This window comes from Sphingobacterium sp. N143, from assembly GCF_030325625.1.
GTDB lineage: Bacteria > Bacteroidota > Bacteroidia > Sphingobacteriales > Sphingobacteriaceae > Sphingobacterium.
Window position 1 is genome coordinate 461,879 of record NZ_JACAIS010000002.1, and the last position, 20,345, is coordinate 482,223.

Genomic DNA, 20,345 nt, shown 5'->3' on the forward strand with positions numbered 1-20,345 from the left:
AACATTAGCAGTCTATATATTGTTCACTAAACGGGCACATTTTTATAAATATCAGGTAGGTTGCGGCACAAGCCATTAAAATCCATGCCATACCCCACCACAAATTCTTTACTGATCTCAAACCCGACGTAGGTCAATTCTTCAAAATGATATTGTAAAGCTTCGGGTTTCACTAAAAGTGCACATGCAATTACACTGGCGGGGTTCAGCCGCTTTACAGCATCCAATGTATGTTTAAGTGAATGGCCCGAATCAACAATATCTTCAACGATAATAACGTCCCGTCCTTCTAAGTCAATACCGAGCCCCAGAAGTTCATTCAGCTCCGATTGTCCTGTCCCAATATAGGAAGCCAATTTAATAAAGGACATTTCACAAGGAACGTCAATCTGTTTGAGGAGATCCGCCATAAACATAAAACAGCCATTTAAAACGCCTATAAAAACGGGTTGCTTATGTTCGTAACGTAAACTGATGTCTATTCCCATAAGACGAACACGTTTCTGAATCTGTTCCTCTTCAAATAAGGGTTCAAAGAGCAGTCCATCGATTTCAATTTTTTTCATCATCCTTTTTTTCTTTTCCGTCCTTCTTTCTGCCAAGTATCTTATCAAATAATGATCTTTTCGGTTTTTCCTTTTCGGTCGTTTCTTCTGTTTGTTTTTCAGGAAGTGACTTACTTTCCAAGCTTTTAGGAAGTGATATGCCCTCCAAATTATCTGCGGGGGATGTACTTTCCAGGTTTTCAAATAACAGAGACTCATCTCCCATATCAACTGTGTCAACCTGATCTACCACAGCAGGTCGCGCAGAGCGCAAGTGGGGTAGCAAAACAACGTCATAAAAACCATAATTTGATCTAGTTGAATCAACACCAATCTGACCTGTTTTGGTCATAATATATCCATAGGTATTAAAATAACGAAGCATATTGCCGCGCAGATGTCCGGTCCAATCGAAAAAGTTCAATCCCTTTTTAGGACGAGGAACAATACTGGACAGGAATATACTTTCACCGAGGCCCAATTGGGCAGGTGTTTTACCAAAATAATAGCGGGCAGCCTCAGTAATTCCATATACGTTATTACCCCATTCAATGACATTCAGGTATACCTCATACATGCGTTTTTTACTGACTTGCTGCGAACGTTCCATTAACCAGACGAGGAGTATCTCCTCCAGTTTTCGGACGACCGTTTTATTACGATTGAGGAATACATTTTTTACCAGTTGCATAGAAATGGTGCTCGCTCCCCGTTTAAAGCCCTTCTCCTTGATATTTGTGACAATAGAGAGTTTGAAAGCCTTTTCCTCAAAACCTTTATGTTTAAAGAAAAACGGGTCTTCCGTATTGATCAGGCTGATCTGCATATAACGGGAAATCTGATCCAATGGTGTGAAATTAGGATTCTGCGGTCCGACGACGATCTCCCGCATTGGTTTGCCGTCCTCATAGGCGGTATAGGTAAAAGGGGTATTTAACATAGCGATATTCGCTTCTCCCCATTTCACTACGTTCAGATCACGGTCGTCAATTTTAGAGGAAAAGAGAAGATTATCGGGTTTCTTAAGCTCCAAAGCGAAATTTAAGTCATATTGAATATGCCCTTCCACCTGAATATCCTCCAAGCTCGGGAATAATCCCGCTGGAATGGCATCAAAAAAATGTTGTGCTTCAATCTTTTCCGTATGAATGGCAAGAAAAATTTCTTTCTTCGGCTTATGTACATATTTCATATAAGGGGAAAATATAAAATCCTTTGCCTGTACGGTACTTTCTTTACTAACTTCAATCGAAGACGCGCCAATATTAAGCGCCCCCTGCATCGTCGCCTCCGGGAAAATCACATCTTTGCTGGAAATACGCCAGTGATTTACCTTTAAGTTCTTAAATCCCCACTGTCCATGCAACTCGAGCAGTTCTTTATTTCTTCGATGAGCCTTGTCCAATCGGAAGGATATTTCGTCGAAGCTAACTGCAAGGCCAAATTTACGTCTCAGTAAGGGAAGATCTACCCCCTTCTTATCCGAGAAAAGACGCAAATCACATTCTTGGTTATCTGGATCTATTGTGCCTGTTAGGTTCCAGGCAGCCTCATGGCTGTTGAGCAAAAACTTAGACTCCATATCACCACCATCTATGACTGCAGACGGGATGACGATCCGTTGTGAAGTACTATCATCCTGATATGAAAGCTCCAGATCTTTCAAATCTAGATCATTCGGGATTTTAAAAAACACATTTTTTAACAATCGATCTGCGAGAGCTGCTAAATTCTGCTTTGGATTATCATTTTCAACGGTATCTTTTTTCTGTTTTTTAAACAGAAAATCATAGTTACTGATAGTATCTTTCTTTACAAGAGAAACTGCACCATGATCCAATACCACCTGTCCCAGTTTAACATCACCAAATAGCAGGGGCCATAATTTAACGGACACAGTGAGGTCGTTGATCTGTGCCAGTGGCGCCCTGTTTTTAGGTAATAGCTGTATGTTTTTAAACTGTACAGCATTCATTCCCTGAAAAGCATAATACTGGATCTTGAGTTCCATATCATACTTTTCCAGCAGCTTAGTCTTGGCTTTATTGATTGCCCCCATGAGCATGGCATCTCTTTTCTGATAAGCGTAGGTGCCAACAACGACTGCCAAAATCAAGAAGACTGCTAATGTGATATAAAGCCATCGCCATTTGCGGGACTTAAGAGCTGTTATAAATCGATTGGACATAAATTACTTTCTTAATGCAAATGCATGCATATTAACAATCAAACTTAGATAAATTTGCTTTTATATACAATTATAATTATCCTGAAACCAACATAAATGCCGATACTTGGGAAACCAGCTTATCCCCACCTATTATCCATTAAAAGGTTGGCAGCACGAGAACAGATGCACTGCTTAGAAAGACAGTATACTATCAATTCTTAATTCCTATTAAAAACAAACAAATGACAGGAAATTGATCCGCATTGAGTAGTTTTGTATTCCATGATTTCAAATGAATAAGCAATGGTTACCAAAGAACAAATACTAAAAGCATTATCTTATGTGGAAGAACCTGACCTGAAAAAGGATCTTGTCACATTGAATATGATACAAAATATCCAGATCGAAGGGCAGAAGATTGGTTTCGACGTGATTTTAACAACCCCAGCATGTCCATTAAAAGACCATATAGAGCATGCTTGCCGAAATGCTATCGCCCACTTTATCGATAAAAATATTGAAGTCCAAATCAATATGACTTCCAATGTCATTGGTAAACAGGGAGCTCAGGTTTCAGGCATTAAAAATATTATCTTGGTTTCTTCGGGCAAAGGTGGTGTGGGAAAATCTACCGTGGCTGCCAACCTAGCCTTAGCGCTCCATGCTAAGGGAGCTAAAACAGGACTCTTGGATGCGGATATTTATGGTCCCTCTTTACCGATCATGTTTGGACTCGAAGGTGCCAAACCCGGTTCTGTGGAGATGCCAGATGGTCAAACTAAAATTCAACCTCTCGAAAAATTTGGCTTAAAATTGCTTTCTATCGGTTTCTTTACAGATCCCAACCAACCCATTCCTTGGCGTGGTCCGATGACGACCTCGGCAATCAAACAGCTTTTCAATGATGCCAATTGGGGTGAGTTGGATTATTTGGTTGTGGATATGCCTCCAGGAACTGGGGACATCCATATCACCGTATCCCAGACCTTCCCTATTGCTGGGGCTGTGATTGTCACTACACCACAGCATGTGGCGCTCGCAGATGCAGTGAAAGGAATTGGCATGTTTTTAATGGAAAGCATCAATATTCCTTTATTGGGAGTTGTTGAAAATATGGCTTACTTTACCCCAGTAGAACTACCTGATAATAAGTATTATATTTTTGGCAAAGATGGCGGAAAACGTCTTGCAGAAGAATATAAAGTACCTTTCCTCGGTGAGATACCATTGCTCAAAGGCATTTCTGACGCTGGTGACAATGGTTTTCCTATTGCAATTGATGAAGAAGATCCTGTGACAAAATCCTTTCTGACCATTGCAGAGAAAGTCGCACAACAGCTTTCCATCATTCACAGTCAGGCCTAAAAAAATATTAAATTCCCCAGTCCAGTAGCCTTTGCTCTACTAAGCTGAACACAATCACAACATAAAGAGGCTTTCCTCAAGTAGATGAAAGCCTCTTCTATATTTCAAAATTTAGATCGCTAAATCCAGCAAAACGGGACAATGATCAGAATGAACAGCCTCAGCTAAGATCTTTGAAGATTTAATATGTGCTTCCAACGGTTTGGACACCATATTGTAATCAATGCGCCAGCCCAAATTTCGGCTCCTAGCACCGGCACGATAGCTCCACCAAGTATAATGGTGTGGATCTGGATTTAAATGTCGGAATGAGTCAATATACCCCGAATTGATAAAATTTTCCATCCACTCACGCTCTGCAGGCAAAAAACCCGAAGAATTGGCATTTGACTTTGGATTATGGATATCAATGGCGCGATGACAGATATTATAATCTCCACACACCACCAAATTTGGTTTTTCAATCAACAACTTATCACTATATAATTGAAAATCATCCAGGAAACGGTATTTAAAATCCTGTCTAACATCCCCGGTTGTACCGGAAGGAAAATAAGTACTCATCACCGACACTTGATCAAAATCTGCCCGGATAATACGGCCTTCAAAGTCATAATCTTCATGGCCGCAGCCATATTCAATGTGTATTGGCGAAATTTTGGTAAATAATGCAACACCACTGTATCCTTTCTTTTGAGCTGGATACCAGTAATGCTCATAGCCCATTTCCTCCAATAAAGCTACTTCTGGAATTTGGTCTGGGCTCGCCTTAATCTCCTGGAGACAGATCACATCTGCATCTACGGACTTCAACCAGCCTAACCAGTCCTTTTTTAAGGCTGCACGCAAACCATTCACGTTGTAGGTTACTATTTTCATATTCGAGTATTGAGTAGTTGGTCTATTAGATTAATAATCTTTCGATGAGAACAGGTCCGCGATTTTTGAAAAGATGCTATTCTGAGGCTTGAGACCTTTCAGTTCACGTTCCAGATTGAGTGCCTCTCGTCTAGTCAGTACATGCATCGTCATTTTTTGATCGGTATTTGGCCGGTCATGTGTGTCTGTCGTTACGGCTGCAATCTGATCAATCATATCGACTCCTTGAACCAGCTCCCCAAATACAGTATAATTCCAATCCAGATGTGGCGCCCCACCGATAGTAGTATAGGCCTGTCGCTGGGCTTCCGAAAACTTCTTACCATTCATCCGTGTTTTTTCCAGACGGTCGAGATCTTCAGAAGTGAAGACCTTTCCCTGCACTAAATAGAACTGTGAACCAGAAGAAGCTTTCGCAGGATTATTGTCTCTCGCTGCACCAATCACCCCCTTTTTGTGAAAAAGTCCATCTTCAATTTCCGCAGGAATGGTATACCCTGGCCCTCCATTACCAAGTTGTGCTCCCCCTACGGCATTCCGTGAGTCCGGATCACCTCCTTGAATCATAAAGTTCTGGATAACGCGATGGAACAACGTCCCGTCAAAATATCCACTTTTTGCTAATTTCACAAAATTATTGCTGTGTTTTGGAGTTTCATTATACAGACGTAAGACACAAGTACCCTTATCCGTAACAATTTGAACATATTTATATTCTGGTTTCGCCGCAAAAACCATTAACTGCAAAAAGCAGAATACAGCGACTAAAAAAACTTTAAAAAATCTCATTTAAATAACGTTTAGTTCCTCAAAATAATCGATGATCAAGGACTTCATGATAAGCTCTTGTTCCAATAGAGTATAATTAGGAATAGGTTTTACCAATTCCCAATGTGGCCATCCTTCTTCATCCAAGCCTTTTAAGCTATAAAATCCCATCGCACTAAAAAGCCGGCAAGTGGCAATGTGCATGAGCTCCTCCTTTTCACGTTTTGAAAAATTCTGAGGGCCTTTTCCCAATTCCTGCACACCAATAAGGAATAAACATACCTTGATGTCAGGTTTTTCCATATCAAATAAAGAAGCGATTTCTCCTTGTAAGAGGCTCCACTTCTTGTTAACTTCTGCTGCTTTCATTTTTTTTGTTTTAAACAAACTAAAATAAATTTGCCCTTATTTGCAAATCTACTTCCATCACGATCCTAAGTGCTGACAAAGCGAATACAATCAGATGGCAGACCAGGTAATTCATCAAAGAACGTTACGATCCATTGTTTACGATGAGATAGCCTCTGTCACAACTTCTTCACAGCGTTGATCGATCATCTGAAAAACCGGATCGAACAGATTATCATCAAAATATGGATCCGGGACAACATCATCTTTTAAAAATAATTTTACTTTATGCAGGTTATCCTGATTGACAGCCTGTGCGCATACATCAGCAAAGTTCTGATGATCCATCACGAAAATAAGGTCATATTCATCAAAAAATGCAGGCTGGAAATACCTCGCCCGCTGGCTGGAGATATCAACACCATACTTCTTAGCAATTGCGATAGCCCGACGATCTGGTGCCTCACCGATATGCCAGTCACCGGTACCAGCAGATTCAACAACCCAATCCAGTTGCTTATCTTTTACTTTTTGTTTTAATATCCCATGCGCCAATGGCGAACGACAGATATTCCCCAAACAAACCATTAAAATCTTCATTTGAATAAATTATTATAAAGTCATAAAAATAGCTTAAACAGCCCCCTCCACTGTTGCTGCAACAAGGTATTCATACCCCTCAGTATACGCCGCATCCCACAATAAGAACACATCATGCTTTCATTGCCCCGTCACTATTTGGCAACAATTATATTTCATCATGATGTGTACACCTTAAATGCATCATAAGCCCAGCATAACTTGATCCCGCAAAATAACTAATCTTAAATTATTAAAGAAAAAAAAGGTGGCCTAACCTAACAGTTAGAACCACCTAAACTATATTAATCAACCAATTCTTAATTCAATCTTTAATATTCCACAGGGAAGCTCAACTGAACTGCTCCACCTTGAGGAGAGACCCCTTTCAAGCGCACAATATTACGTTGCGTAGCTCCTAGGGCGGCTTCCACATCATCAACAGTATTTACAGCCTTTCCGTTCACTTCAGTGATCACAAGGCCTCTCTCGACACCAAAGTAGTCAAAGATACCGCCACGATTCACTTGGGTTACCACAACACCAGAATTCACACCTAGCTCTTTTTTCTTCGCTGCAGAAGCTGGAATAAAGCTTGCACCTAGCTTGTTGTAGATTTCTGTTGCACTTTTTGATGCTTTTCCACCAGCACTATTTGCAGATTTCAGCGTTTCTTCACCTTTCAGTGTCATTGAAACCTGTTTTTCTTTACCGTCACGTTTGTAAGCAACATTCACTTTATCGCCAGGACGTAAGCGACCTATTGTCTCACTCAAGACTGGCGATCCCGTAATTACTTTGCCATTGATTTTAGTCAGAATATCGCCTTTTTTGATACCGGCTGCTTCGGCAGCACCCCCGCTCACAACATCTTGAACATACAATCCATTAACATCTGTAATACCTTTCTCCTTAGCAAGCTCAGGTGTTATTGGCGTATAACTCACACCGATATACCCACGTTTTACATTACCAAATTCAACAAAATCATCAACAATCTTTTTTACCAGGTTGACCGGAATAGCAAAACCATATCCTGCATAAACTCCTGTCGGAGAAGCAATAGCAGAATTAATACCGATCAATTCACCGGAGGCATTCGTTAGGGCACCGCCACTATTACCTTTGTTAATGACAGCATCAGTTTGTATAAAAGATTCAATAGCTGAGCTTACAGGAATCTGATCCGTACCACCACCAAATGGATTGCCACGTTGTTGCTGTCCTTCTCTAAGGATACCGATATCACGACCAGTAGCACTGACAATACCTGCTGTCACAGTAGATTGTAAGCCCAATGGATAGCCAAAAGCCAATACCCACTCACCAATATTAACATTGTCTGAGTTGCCCAATTTCACGACCGGGAGCCCTTTCCCTGAGACCTTCAGCAGTGCGATATCCGTGTTGGGATCGCGACCAATCAACTTGGCTTCAAATGAACGCTTATCAGTCAGGACCACCTCAATTTTGTCGGCATCCTCAACCACGTGATTATTTGTCACGATGTAACCATCATCCGAGATAATCACACCTGATCCAGAAGCCTGCACAGGTTGTGACTGCATCTGACGGCGTCCTTGTGGCATTCCAAAAAACTCTTCAAACATATCAAAAGGTGACCCCTGTGACTGTTGAGAACCTTTTCGACTATATGTCGTCTTAATATGTACTACGCCGGGCTGCACAGCCGCAGCAGCTTGTGTAAAATCAGGATTACCCGTTGAAGAGATAACGCCTGTTGGGTTACTGGCAAAATAAACTTTTTGTTTATCCTCGAAGGACATGCTTTCGAGTTTCTTATTCTCAATAAGCTTGTAACCACCTAATGCTACCGCTCCACCGAAAACAGCTGTTAATAGCGCTAAACCGACCTTATTCATAAACTTATCTATATTTTTAAAATGTCTTAATATAAGCTGATAACTTTTGCTCTTAAAATTACCGATTTTATTCGGATATGTTCAAATGTAATACCATTTCAAGGCCTTCGGAAAATCCGACACGTTAAAAAATGTTAATTGCGGGACAAATACAATTATTTTAACAATTCTTAACTTATTTCAGCTTTTTTGTAACAAAAAAACGTATTTTTGTTACTATAAATCAACATAATGGCAGCTAAAGTAAGATTCTCAAAATATCAAGGAGCAGGAAATGATTTCATTTTAGTAGACAATCGCGATAATTCATTTAATCGTGCTGATGAGACATTGGTAGAAAAATTATGTGACCGTCGGTTTGGTATCGGCGCAGATGGGCTTATGCTTCTCCAAAATAAGGAAAACTACGATTTTGAGATGATTTATTATAATGCCGATGGCAAAGAAGGGAGTATGTGCGGCAATGGTGGGCGTTGCATTGTCGCTTTTGCGCATGATTTGGGACTTATTACTGACAAGACTGTCTTTTTGGCAGTAGACGGTGAGCATCACGCTTCCCTGTCAGACGATCTTGTCAACCTGCAAATGATCGATGTTAATGAATTTTCCCGTGATGGTGAAGCTTACATCTTGCAGACAGGCTCACCCCACTATGTCTCCTTCGTTACTGGCCTAAAAGAAAAAAATGTATTCCAAGACGGTTATGCTATCCGCAATAACGATACTTATCGACAAGAAGGTATTAATGTAAACTTTATTGAGGCAGAGGGAAATGGTTATTTTTTACGCACCTTCGAACGCGGTGTCGAAGATGAAACCTATGCCTGCGGCACTGGTGCCACCGCAGCAGCAATGACAATAGCGCTTGAACAAAATTTAGAGGGTGATATCAACATCCCCATCCGGGTACTGGGCGGACAGTTGTATATCTCATTTCACAAAAATGGTCATCATTTTTCAAATGTCTTTCTTAAGGGTCCTGCCAAATTCGTCTTTGAAGGAAACTACTAGGTTGAGTTTTTTAAATTTCATCCCCCAAATTGTGGTTAATGCCATATTTTATTGTATATTAGAAACCTTTATTTACGAGGTACGCTATTTTTAATGCAACAGTCAAAGTCATTTCCAGTATACAAAATCGTTTATTCTATATGTGAGCATCCTTACCTTGGCTATCTCATTGAGCCACATATGGTCAAGCTCAATCCGAATGGAACCTACTCCCTGCGATACCAACGTATATTTAGCAATACTGTAGATGCCTATGCTGCTGATTTGGATGAAATTGATTATAAGCTGATCCGACTGTTGGATGAGATCGAGCAAACCCACCTCATCAAAAAATATTATAAAAAAGCAATCCGACCCGTCGATTTCTTTTCCAAAGTTTTCGACAAGAAGCTCTATGATCTCTTGCGACCTAAGATCGATGAAAAGATGATCCAGTTTTTTGAATCTATTGGCGACAAACCACTTTTTATGATGAGTAAAGATGGCTATCCCGCAGATCAAGAAATCAAATTGGCAACATCAGCTGCCTCTATCTTATTTCATTTCCGTCGAAATAACGAAGAAACGCGCTATTTTCCAACCATCAAATATGAGAATCAACGATTGGAATTCATGTTTAAAAATGCTATTGTATTGACCAATGTGCAAGCATGGCTTCTTTTAAACAATACATTGTATTATTTTGACCAAGCGCTTGAAGGGAAAAAACTAAGTCCCTTTCTCAACAAACGCTATATCTCTGTCAGCCGTCATACAGAAAAAAAATATTTTGAGACATTCGTCTGCGGACTCATAGAACGCTACCATGTGTATGCAGAAGGTTTCGAAATCCAGACCCATCAGCATCAGGCCGTCCCCTTATTACATCTGATTTATGTCGAAGACGGGATTTCACAGTTACAGCTGCAGTTTAAATACGGTCCGCACTTATTTACTGCTGGGGCGGAGAATAAAGTAACAGTACGCATGGAATACCATGAAGAGAATGATTTATACCTTTTCCATCGTGTCCGACGATCCCTACAATGGGAACAGCAACAAGGCGATAATTTAAAGAAATTGGGGCTTGAAGAAATTGACCATCAACTAGGCTTGTTTACCCCCATCCTTGAGTCGGGTAAGCGTGCCACAATATTTGACTGGATGAACAGCCATCAGGAGGATCTTGATGCTCTTGGCTTTGAGATCATACAAGATAGTGAAGAAAAGCGCTTTTTTATAGGCCATACCTCATTGGACATTTCCATTGATGAAGGCAATGACTGGTTTGATATCAGTGCCATTGCAAAATTTGGTCCTTATGAAATTCCTTTTATTCAGCTCCGAAACCATATCCTCAATAATATCAAAGAATTCACTTTGCCCAATGGTGAAATTGCAATGATTCCTGAAGAATGGTTTGCACAGTATAATCACCTATTCCAATTTTCAACCGATAGGCATGAGCTCAAACTCAATAAAGTACATATCGGCCTACTCTTTGAAATCAGCGAACATACTCAGCTGGTATTCAACCGAAAATTACAGAATTTAACAAATTTTGAAGAGATTACCGACATTCCGGAACCAAAGCATTTCAAAGGGCACCTTCGGCCCTATCAGAAGGCAGGTTACAACTGGTTTAATTTTCTCAAACAATATAAATTTGGTGGTTGTCTCGCAGATGATATGGGCCTAGGAAAAACTATCCAGACCCTGGCGCTGCTTCAACAGCAAAAAGAATTGCCGCAAGAAGCCCAAGAGGGACGTACATCATTGTTGGTCCTGCCGACCTCATTAGTTTATAATTGGCAGAAAGAGGCCCATCAATTTGCTCCTCAACTCAATATCCATCTGCACACCGGAAACAATCGGATTAAAGATGCCTCACTTTTCACCAACTATGATTTAATCATTACCACTTATGGCATTGCGCGTATTGATGCGGATATCCTGAGTAGCTTTTATTTTAACTACATCATTTTAGATGAAAGCCAAAATATTAAAAATCCAACATCCAAATCTTTCAAAGCTGTAAAAAGTCTGAAAAGTAAAAATAAGCTGGCCTTGAGCGGTACCCCTGTGGAAAATTCAGTATCGGATCTTTGGGCACAGATGCATTTCACAAATCCTGGTTTATTGGGGAGCTATATCTATTTTCAAAAAGAGTTTGTACAGCCTATAGAAAAGAAAAAGGATGAAGAAAAAGCACAACGACTTCAAGCAATTGTAAAACCCTTCATCTTACGGCGAACAAAAGATCAGGTCGCCACAGAACTGCCGCCAAAGACCGAACAGGTGCTCTACTGTGAGATGACAGAAAAGCAATCCGAGCTTTATGAAAAAGTAAAATCGGAATACCGAAATGCCATACTTGACGGACAACTGGACAGCAAGCCAAAATCCACACAGATAGCACTATTACAGGGATTGACCAAACTTCGTCAGCTTGCCAATCATCCAAAAATGGTTGACGAGAATTTTCTGGGGGATTCTGGAAAGTTCGATGCTGTTATCGAAACACTTGAAATGGTGATGCGACGTGGCAACAAAGTGTTGATCTTTTCTCAATTTGTAAAACAACTCAATATCTTTCGTCAATATTTTGACAAAAAGGGAATAAACTATGCCTATCTCGATGGGGGAACCAGAAATCGTGACGAGGCGGTCAACCAGTTCCGGCAAAATAATGATACCAAGCTGTTTTTAATATCCATCAAGGCGGGCGGCGTTGGTCTCAACCTGATCGAAGCCGATTATGTCTTTATCTTAGACCCATGGTGGAATCCTGCTGTTGAACAACAAGCTGTAGACCGTTCACATCGTATCGGGCAGACCCGAAATGTGTTTATTTATAAATTTATCAGCAAAGATACCGTTGAGGAAAAGATCCTGGCTTTACAGAACAAAAAGAAATCCATTGCTCAGAGCCTCATTACCACAGAAGAAAGCTTCATCAAATCACTTTCTCAGGAAGATCTGCAGGAACTCTTAGCCTAAACAATCAATGCTTATAAGCATTGATCTTCGACATGTAAACCGACGGCCGGATACCGGTCACCCGAGTGAAAATATTACTGAAGGAAGACAGCTCATTGTATCCTATACGTATGGCGATTTCTAGGATAGAATACTTATTCTCGGACATTAACTCCAAAGCCTTAGAGATTCTTATAGCCCGCAAGAACCGAATGTAGCTGATTCCCATATCTTCCTTAAAAAGCCGTGACAAGGACCTGCTGCTCATGCCGAATTGTGTGGCCACCTCCTCAATGGTAAAAGGCTGATCGATATTCATGTTCAAGTACCTTGCAATATGCCGAAGCTTCTCGCTTTTGGGATAAGGATGCTGAATTGGAAAAGTATCTATCGGTGCATTCATCTCCGGAATAAGGGCTAGCATCGCACGCAGTAAGCAATATTTTGTATAATCATTCCTTTTATTGATCCCCCCCGACCAGTCCTGCGCAAACAGAAACATTTCCCGCATCAGGTCATTACTCAGAAAAATATTTGGCGTGGAAAGGACTTGCTGCAATTCTTTCGGCTCTTTAAAATAAAAACTATATAAATGGATCCGCGAGCTTGAACTCTCCAAATGATAGGCAGTATGTGCAGGAATCCACATATAAAACCGCCCCGGAAGATACCAGTGCCTGGTAGCAGTGAACACATGGATTATTCCACCATCAGCGTATAGCAGTCGCCCTTTCTGATGCAGATACTCGCGCGAATCAATCCGATCCACATGCGTGTGCGCGACATAAAAATCATAATTATCAGCATTAATTGCCGTAAGCATTTCCTGATCCATCCCTTAAAAGTACAATTTTTCATTAAATGGCGCAAATGAACAGATATCAGTCCGACTATACAAAATAAACAACACCAGCCTGCTGTATCTTTGTGCACAGTCCCAGCTCCCTTGCTCCAACGAATGACTTTAACGATTCCCATTTTAGAGCAATCTGTTCAATAACAATTTATAACGCCAATAAAGAACGTTATGCATTCAGCATGGGGAGAAATGAGCATCTACAAGATTGATGATAGATCAAACGATTGTAGCATCTGGAGAGAAAAAATAGATTTTGACAGAGAACAAATGAACAAAGAAGAAAACAAAGACAGAACAAAAGGATTTAACAAAGTTTTAGTTGTGTTTGCTACCATCTTACTCTTGGTGGGGATAGGAATTTTAGTCAAACATTTACTATTTACTCATCATTATGTCACCACCAATGATGCCCAAGTCGATCAGTACGTCACCCCAGTTGCCAGCAGGATTTCTGGCTTTGTAAAGGAGGTAAAATTCGATGAAAACCAATATGTACACCGGGGTGATACTTTACTGATCATAGATGCCAGCGAGTACCAGACCAAGGTGGATATGGCCAATGCTGAACTGCAAAGCAGTCAGAAAAATGCTGTTGTCATCGCCAAAAGTGCTCATGTTGCAGCCAATGGCATTGCCATCCAAAAGGCACGGTTAGACGCGGCTAAAGTCAGTGTATGGCAGACAGAACAAGACTACCGAAGATTTAAAAATTTACTTGAGGCAGATGCAGCCACCAGGCAGCAATACGACAACGCCAAAGCTGCTTACGATATCTCGCTAGCGCAGCTCAACGCCATGCAGCAGGAGTATAACGCTGCACAGTTGAACAGCAACAAAGAAAAAGCCAATGAACTGCCTGCCAAAGCCAATATCAACCTTAAAAAAGCGGCTAAACACAATGCGCAGCTTTTCCTTTCCTATACAGTAGTAACCGCTCCATATGATGGTTTTGTTGGTAAAAGAACTATTCAGCCGGGACAATATGTAAAAGAAGGACAGACTTTGGTCAACGTGGTCAGCGAAGAAAAATGGATCAATGCAAATTTTAGGGAGACACAGCTTGAAGACCTGACTGAAGGTAAAGAAGTCCTTATACAGGTTGATGCATTTCCCAAATTAAGGTTCAAGGGTAAAATACACTCTTTCTCCCCGGCCTCTGGATCCAAATTCTCGGTAATACCACAGGACAACGCAACCGGAAATTTTGTCAAAATAGAACAACGCATTCCGATCAAAATCGTCTTTGCCCCACAACAAGATCTAACAAAATTACGTGCAGGCATGAACGTCATCATCCATGCATCGCACCAATCGTAATTACACATGAATCCAAATAAATCTTTATATTATAACTGGGTACCCGAATGGATTAAACTTCCCATGATGATTCTGGCCATGTTTCCACATCTCATGCTGATGTCTCTCTTCCATTCCAATACCACATTTACAGCATCCGCATTAGAGATCGAAGCGGAAGATATACAGTATTTTCTCTCCTTGATGTACGGCGCCATTGTTGTTGCCCTATTAATATTCCAACGGTTGTTCGCATTCTTTAGGGTAAGGACTTATATCCTGCTGACCTGTTCCCTATCAATCCTGGTACTGCTCGCTATATCAATGACCAGGGATCCCTTTCTCATTGGTATCCTAAGAGTAGTTGAAGGAATTTTCTGCGTGCTTGAAGGGGCATGTTTCCTGCCCATGCTGATGATGCAGATTCGGCACACCAAAAATCGCACGATTGCATATTTCTTCCTATATACCTTTATGCTAACCGGGTCTACCATAACCACTTCACTTTTAAAAGAGAGTATAATGGACTACGGTTGGGAAGATATGATCCATGTCGTGCTGTATTGGCATTTGATGGTGATTGCCATCGCGTTGCTATTCTTGAACAACAACCGATTAGGCAAGAAATTTCCACTCTATCAATTGGACCTGGCAAGCTGCCTTTTTCTACTCATTTCATTGAGCTGTGCAGCATACGTGTTGATATATGGTCGCAAATACTATTGGTTCGAACACAGCAATATTGTGATCGATTTTGCGCTTTCCCTAATTTTCGGGGCCCTTTTTGTCATTAAACAGTATATGGTCAAGCGACCATTATTCCATTTCGAGGTTCTGAAGTACAAAAATGTTATTATTGGTGTTATTTTATTTTTTCTCTTTTATATCATTCGCAGCAGCCTTAACAATGTATATACAGTGATGGCCAATGTCTGGAAATGGCCCTGGCACTATATTATAGATATTCAATATATCAATGTCATTGGCACCATGCTGGGCGTTGGCAGCTCAGGAGTACTATTACTTCGGGATGTATCACCTAAATACATATTTGGTTCAGGATTTTTGATCTTGTCGGCCTCCTGCTTTCTCTTTGTGCCGACCTTCTATCCTGATACCACGAGTTGGACCATAGGGCTGCCCTTATTTATTCAAGGAATCGGACAGGGTTGGCTTTTTACCCCACTTGTCATCTATATCTTAACCGGAGTAGCGCCACATCACGTCGGCAATGCTGGCTTAATGGGTACCACAGTACGGTTTTGGAGCACCAACATTGGTTTCTCACTTGTTCAGAATATCAGCTATTTACTCAACCAAAAACACTTTATTCAGCTCGAACAAACATTGAACAGCAGTGCCGCACAAACAGCTCACTATTGGAATACATTGCTAGATAAATATACAGGTATACATGGGGATCTATTGGCCAACCAGCTTGCAAGTAAAAGCCTATCGGTGACGGTAAGTCAACAAGCTTCCTTAATAAGTAATATGGAGATATTCACTTATCTCGGATTTTTGGGAGTTCTAATTACCGCGCTAATTTTCCTGTTTGGACCGGCCAAAGCGATCTTTATGCGGCTCAAAATCCCGCATTTATAAGATATCAGGCAATTAATGTTCAACCTTCGGCAGACAAACATCACCCATATACAGTCAACAAACCTGGGACCTCCCCCGTATAATGAGGAAGACAAGTATAAAATAGCGAAGCTCTTGACCGCCAAAGAACAGATACTTTCAATAAAAAAGGTTGTTGACAAACCAATGCAACAACCCTTTTTTATGTTATAAAGTATAAAACTTATGCGTTAAATTCCTTCAGTGCTTTTTCGATACGTTCGATCACTTCCTGTTGGCCCAGTAATTCAACAATTTGAAATACATCTGGACCAAATTTGCCTCCTACAAGCATGATCCGGAATGGCATCATCAATTCCCCCATTTTCATGCCTGAAGTTTGGATAGCATCTTTGAAGAAAGGCTCAAGTGCTGAAGCTCGCCAGTCATCAAAACCTTTAAATGATTTCATTATATTTTCGAAGAATGTTGTTTTTTCTGCAGACCATTTCGGTTTTATGGCATTCAAATCATAGACTTCGGGCTGGATAAAAAAGAATGAAGCTTGTGACCAAAAATCTTCAACAAAAGTTAATCGTTCTTTAACAGCTTCCACGACCCGGTTCACATACGTTTCTTCAGCTTTTACCTGATGGTGGGCCAGCACTTCATTGATTTGTGGCAATAAAGTGTCGCTTGAAGAGCGTTTGATCCATTCATGGTTAAACCATTTTGCTTTTTCAAAATCGAACTTCGCTCCTGCTTTGCTGATCCGGTCCACGCCGAACTTCTGAATCAATTCTTCCAATGAAAAGAGTTCCTGTTCAGTACCATCATTCCAGCCCAGCACACCCAACATATTGACAAAGGCTTCAGGCAAAAAGCCCATTTCACGAAATCCTTTTGTTGTATCTCCCGATTTAGCATCTGTCCAATTCATGGCATAGACCGGAAATCCCAATCGATCCCCATCACGTTTGCTTAATTTTCCATTTCCGTCAGGTTTTAAAATCAACGGCAAATGTGCCCACATGGGCATGCTATTTTCCCAGCCGAGATATTCCCATAACAGAATATGTATTGGTGCTGAAGGCAGCCATTCCTCACCACGGAAAACATGCGATATCTCCATGGCTTTATCATCCACCACCACTGCCAGGTGATAAGTTGGCATCCCATCAGCTTTAAGCAATACCTTGTCGTCCACCAAATTCGTATCGAAAGCGACTTTTCCACGTATCATATCCGTGAATGTTACTGTTTCATCTGTAGGAATTTTTATGCGGATGGTATGTGGAGTCCCAGCCTCCAAAAGTTGTTGAGTTTCGGTTTCAGTAAGGCTCAGCGAATTACGCAGCGTAAGCCTATTCTCATGGCTATAACGGAAATTAGGTTGTAATCTGCGTTGTTCTTCCAATTCCGCTGCTGTATCGAATGCATAATAGGCATATCCATCCCGAATAAGCTGTTCAGCATATTGACGGTAAGATGGTTTTCTTTCACTTTGACGGTAAGGCCCGTATTCTCCACCTTTTAAAGGACTTTCATCAGGTGTCAAACCACACCAAGTCAAACATTCGTTAATATATTCTTCCGCTCCCGGTACGAAACGGGTTTGATCCGTATCCTCAACGCGTAAAATAAAATCTCCCTGATGCTGACGTGCATAGAGAAAATTAAACAAAGCTGTACGCACACCTCCGAGGTGAAGACCGCCGGTAGGGCTCGGTGCAAAACGTACTCTTACTCTTCTTTCTGAACTCATGTCGCAAAATTACCACAAAATTTTGATTTGGGCAGTAGTATAGACTCCAAGGTGAAATAAAAGTGCAGAAAACAGACATTTATTCAGTAATTTGCAATTGAGTACACTAATACGGAATCATGAAACCCTATCAGATAAGCCAACAACGCTGGAAATTTATCTTGCTCATCTTTGCTGCTATCATTGCAGTGGCATCTTTGGTTTACACCAATTATCTTGTTCGGAACCTGGCCTATGCCGAGCGGTCGAAGGCAGAAGTTTGGGCTATGAGTACCAAAAATATCATGACCATGCCGGATGTCGATGATGAATTTATTACCTTTATATATGCTGTACGCGACAGTTTAAATCTGCCTGCAATTATCACCGACGACCAGGGGGAGATTATTTTTTGGCGCAACCTGGATTCCACAAAGACGAACATCAAGTCCGCAGACAATGATAGTGTTACAAAACACCTGGATTATGATCCCGATTATTTTCAGAAACAACTGGCCTTTATGAAAAAAAGCCATCCCCCTATTACATTGGAATTAGGGAATGGTCAGAAATGGCACGTCTACTACAAGGACTCCTGGTTTTTGCAACAGCTTCGTGTTTTTCCCTACGTACAGTTATCGCTTATCGCACTTTTCCTGATCATTGCTTATACTGTTTTCAACTCCATACGAAGATCCGAACAAAATCTGGTCTGGGTAGGTTTGACAAAAGAGGCAGCCCATCAGCTGGGCACCCCCATATCTTCTTTAATGGGTTGGCTAGAGCTTATTCGGATCAAATTTGACGCTGAAGAAGATGACACATTAAATGAAATGGAAAATGATATAAAGAGACTGGAGATTGTTGCCGACCGCTTTTCAAAGATCGGCTCAACGCCGGTATTGACTCCCCATAATTTATACGATGTCATAAAAAATTATATGGATTACTTCCGTATCCGGACCAGCAATAAAATTATATTCGAATTAAAGGGTGCCCCCCATATTGAGGCTAAACTCAATATCCCCCTATTTGATTGGATTATTGAAAATTTATTAAAAAATGGCGTAAATGCGATTGGTGCAGAAGGAAAGATAACTGTTAATATTTCAGAAAATATTGCGAAAGAAGAAATTTTTGTAGACATTAGTGATACGGGCAAAGGAATTCCGAGGTCTAATTTTGACTCTATCTTCCAGCCTGGTTTTACGACAAGGAAAAGAGGTTGGGGACTTGGCCTTAGTCTAACCAAAAGAATGGTACAATATCATCAAGGACAAATTTTTGTTAAAGAGTCTGAAATAGGTAAAGGAACAACAATTCGAATAATCTTAAAAAGCAACTTAAAATATGAAGCCACTCAAATCTGACGAATATCCGGCAGTCTATGCACCCTACATCGAGACTGTAGTCGATAACGTGTTTGATGCATTAGAAGAACAAACCCTCTCCTTTCCAGCATTCTTGGATACTATCCCGGAGGAAAGAGGCAATTTCAAATACGCCGAGGACAAATGGACTATCAAAGAAGTCGTCGGTCATGTCATTGATAATGAGCGTATCATGGCCTATCGAGCATTACGTTTTTCACGCAACGACCTGAAAGAGCTGGCAGGATATGATCAAGATTATCTCATTCAGTACAGTCGTTACAATGATCGCACGTTAGAGAGCCTAAGCAAAGAATTCACTTACCTGCGCAAGGCAAATATGATGCTTTTCAGAAGTTTTAATGATGCCGAACTAGAGCGAAAGGGCATGGCTTCCGAACGCCTGACGAGTGTCAAAGCCTTATTATATGTTATCGCTGGACATCTCAATCACCACCGCATCATCATTCAAGAACGTTATTTAAATTCAGACGATGTCAAAAATTTGGTTTCAGCCTTACAACATTGAGCAGATCAATGTCTTCTTCGACAAATACCTATCGGGTTTATTGGAGATACGGGCTACTGAAATTGATGAAAACACCATCACAGCCACCATGCCTGTCACCGACAATGTTAAACAACCTCATGGTATATTACATGGTGGTGCATCCGTCGTTCTCGCAGAATCATTGGGCAGTATCGCCTCCAATTTAGTGGTTGATCCCGAAAGATATCGAGGCGTAGGACTTGAGGTAAATGCCAACCACATACGTCCCGTCAGCAGCGGAATTATTACGGCGAAATGTAGCCCCATACATATCGGTCGGTCAACACATATATGGGAAATAAAAATGTATGATCGTTTCAATAAATTGAATTGCATATCGCGACTGACAGTCGCGATTGTCCCAAAATAGGAGATAGCACCTGAGTTGCTAACTCGACTTATCAGAACTCAACAATTTGAAATCAACTATATTTACAGAAGAAGAAGAGTAAATTTC

At 40.9% G+C, this 20,345-nt stretch carries 17 protein-coding genes; 8 read left to right on the forward strand and 9 right to left on the reverse strand.

What is annotated here, in order from left to right:
- Positions 1-26: 26 nt before the first annotated feature.
- Both HX021_RS05485 and HX021_RS05490 read right to left on the reverse strand, forming a co-directional pair.
- Positions 27-569 (reverse strand): phosphoribosyltransferase, encoded by a 543-nt coding sequence (locus HX021_RS05485; RefSeq protein ID WP_353621019.1) that lies wholly within the window; start codon positions 567-569, stop codon positions 27-29.
- Positions 553-2,733 (reverse strand): biosynthetic peptidoglycan transglycosylase, encoded by a 2,181-nt coding sequence (locus HX021_RS05490; RefSeq protein ID WP_286589052.1) that lies wholly within the window; start codon positions 2,731-2,733, stop codon positions 553-555. The genes HX021_RS05485 and HX021_RS05490 overlap by 17 nt, the downstream gene beginning before the upstream one ends.
- 285 nt (positions 2,734-3,018) lie before the next feature.
- Between HX021_RS05490 and HX021_RS05495 the strand changes: the two genes are divergently transcribed.
- On the forward strand, positions 3,019-4,080 hold the full coding sequence (locus HX021_RS05495) for an Mrp/NBP35 family ATP-binding protein (protein WP_286589054.1): 1,062 nt from the start codon (positions 3,019-3,021) through the stop codon (positions 4,078-4,080).
- Positions 4,081-4,191: 111 nt separating this feature from the next.
- Here HX021_RS05495 and HX021_RS05500 read toward each other — a convergent pair whose 3' ends face one another.
- From HX021_RS05500 to HX021_RS05520, 5 genes are all read right to left on the reverse strand, one after another.
- Entirely contained in the window at positions 4,192-4,959 is a 768-nt protein-coding gene (locus HX021_RS05500; RefSeq protein ID WP_286589055.1) for an exodeoxyribonuclease III, read from the reverse strand.
- A 30-nt stretch (positions 4,960-4,989) separates the two neighbouring features.
- Complete coding sequence (locus tag HX021_RS05505) at positions 4,990-5,748, reverse strand: peptidylprolyl isomerase (RefSeq protein ID WP_286589058.1); 759 nt, start codon at positions 5,746-5,748, stop codon at positions 4,990-4,992.
- Entirely contained in the window at positions 5,749-6,096 is a 348-nt protein-coding gene (locus HX021_RS05510) for a hypothetical protein (RefSeq protein WP_286589059.1), read from the reverse strand.
- A gap of 138 nt (positions 6,097-6,234) precedes the next feature.
- Positions 6,235-6,675: a low molecular weight protein-tyrosine-phosphatase gene (locus HX021_RS05515; protein WP_286589060.1), complete on the reverse strand. Its 441-nt coding sequence runs from the start codon at positions 6,673-6,675 to the stop codon at positions 6,235-6,237.
- Between the two features lie 311 nt (positions 6,676-6,986).
- Complete coding sequence (locus HX021_RS05520) at positions 6,987-8,537, reverse strand: Do family serine endopeptidase (RefSeq protein WP_286589062.1); 1,551 nt, start codon at positions 8,535-8,537, stop codon at positions 6,987-6,989.
- Positions 8,538-8,768: 231 nt separating this feature from the next.
- Here HX021_RS05520 and dapF point away from each other — a divergent pair, with 231 nt between their 5' ends.
- On the forward strand, positions 8,769-9,548 hold the full coding sequence (dapF, locus tag HX021_RS05525) for a diaminopimelate epimerase (RefSeq protein ID WP_286589064.1): 780 nt from the start codon (positions 8,769-8,771) through the stop codon (positions 9,546-9,548).
- A 93-nt stretch (positions 9,549-9,641) separates the two neighbouring features.
- On the forward strand, positions 9,642-12,527 hold the full coding sequence (locus tag HX021_RS05530; RefSeq protein ID WP_286589065.1) for a DEAD/DEAH box helicase: 2,886 nt from the start codon (positions 9,642-9,644) through the stop codon (positions 12,525-12,527).
- 4 nt (positions 12,528-12,531) lie between these two features.
- On the opposite strand, the gene HX021_RS05535 is transcribed toward HX021_RS05530, so the two are convergent.
- Entirely contained in the window at positions 12,532-13,341 is an 810-nt protein-coding gene (locus HX021_RS05535; protein WP_286589068.1) for a helix-turn-helix transcriptional regulator, read from the reverse strand.
- Between the two features lie 192 nt (positions 13,342-13,533).
- Here HX021_RS05535 and HX021_RS05540 point away from each other — a divergent pair, with 192 nt between their 5' ends.
- Together HX021_RS05540 and HX021_RS05545 are read left to right on the forward strand one after the other, a co-directional pair.
- A complete protein-coding gene (locus HX021_RS05540) occupies positions 13,534-14,682 on the forward strand; it encodes an HlyD family secretion protein (RefSeq protein WP_286589070.1) in 1,149 nt (382 codons plus the stop codon).
- 6 nt (positions 14,683-14,688) lie between these two features.
- The gene (locus HX021_RS05545) at positions 14,689-16,266 is read left to right on the forward strand and encodes an MFS transporter (RefSeq protein ID WP_286589072.1); all 1,578 of its coding nucleotides are present in this window, start codon (positions 14,689-14,691) and stop codon (positions 16,264-16,266) included.
- Positions 16,267-16,468: 202 nt separating this feature from the next.
- Here the strand turns inward: HX021_RS05545 and gltX are convergent, their stop codons facing one another.
- Positions 16,469-17,989 (reverse strand): glutamate--tRNA ligase, encoded by a 1,521-nt coding sequence (gltX, locus tag HX021_RS05550; RefSeq protein WP_286589073.1) that lies wholly within the window; start codon positions 17,987-17,989, stop codon positions 16,469-16,471.
- Positions 17,990-18,108: 119 nt separating this feature from the next.
- On the opposite strand from gltX, the gene HX021_RS05555 reads away from it, so the two are divergent.
- From HX021_RS05555 to HX021_RS05565, 3 genes are read left to right on the forward strand one after another with little or no spacing between them, the layout of a single operon-like run.
- Positions 18,109-19,338 (forward strand): sensor histidine kinase, encoded by a 1,230-nt coding sequence (locus HX021_RS05555; protein WP_286589074.1) that lies wholly within the window; start codon positions 18,109-18,111, stop codon positions 19,336-19,338.
- A complete protein-coding gene (locus tag HX021_RS05560; protein WP_286589076.1) occupies positions 19,319-19,867 on the forward strand; it encodes a DinB family protein in 549 nt (182 codons plus the stop codon). The genes HX021_RS05555 and HX021_RS05560 overlap by 20 nt, the downstream gene beginning before the upstream one ends.
- Positions 19,833-20,258 carry a hotdog fold thioesterase gene (locus HX021_RS05565; protein ID WP_286589078.1) on the forward strand — a complete coding sequence of 142 codons (426 nt, stop codon included), beginning with the start codon at positions 19,833-19,835 and terminating at the stop codon, positions 20,256-20,258. Before HX021_RS05560 ends, HX021_RS05565 begins: the two co-directional genes overlap by 35 nt.
- Positions 20,259-20,345 lie beyond the last annotated feature (87 nt).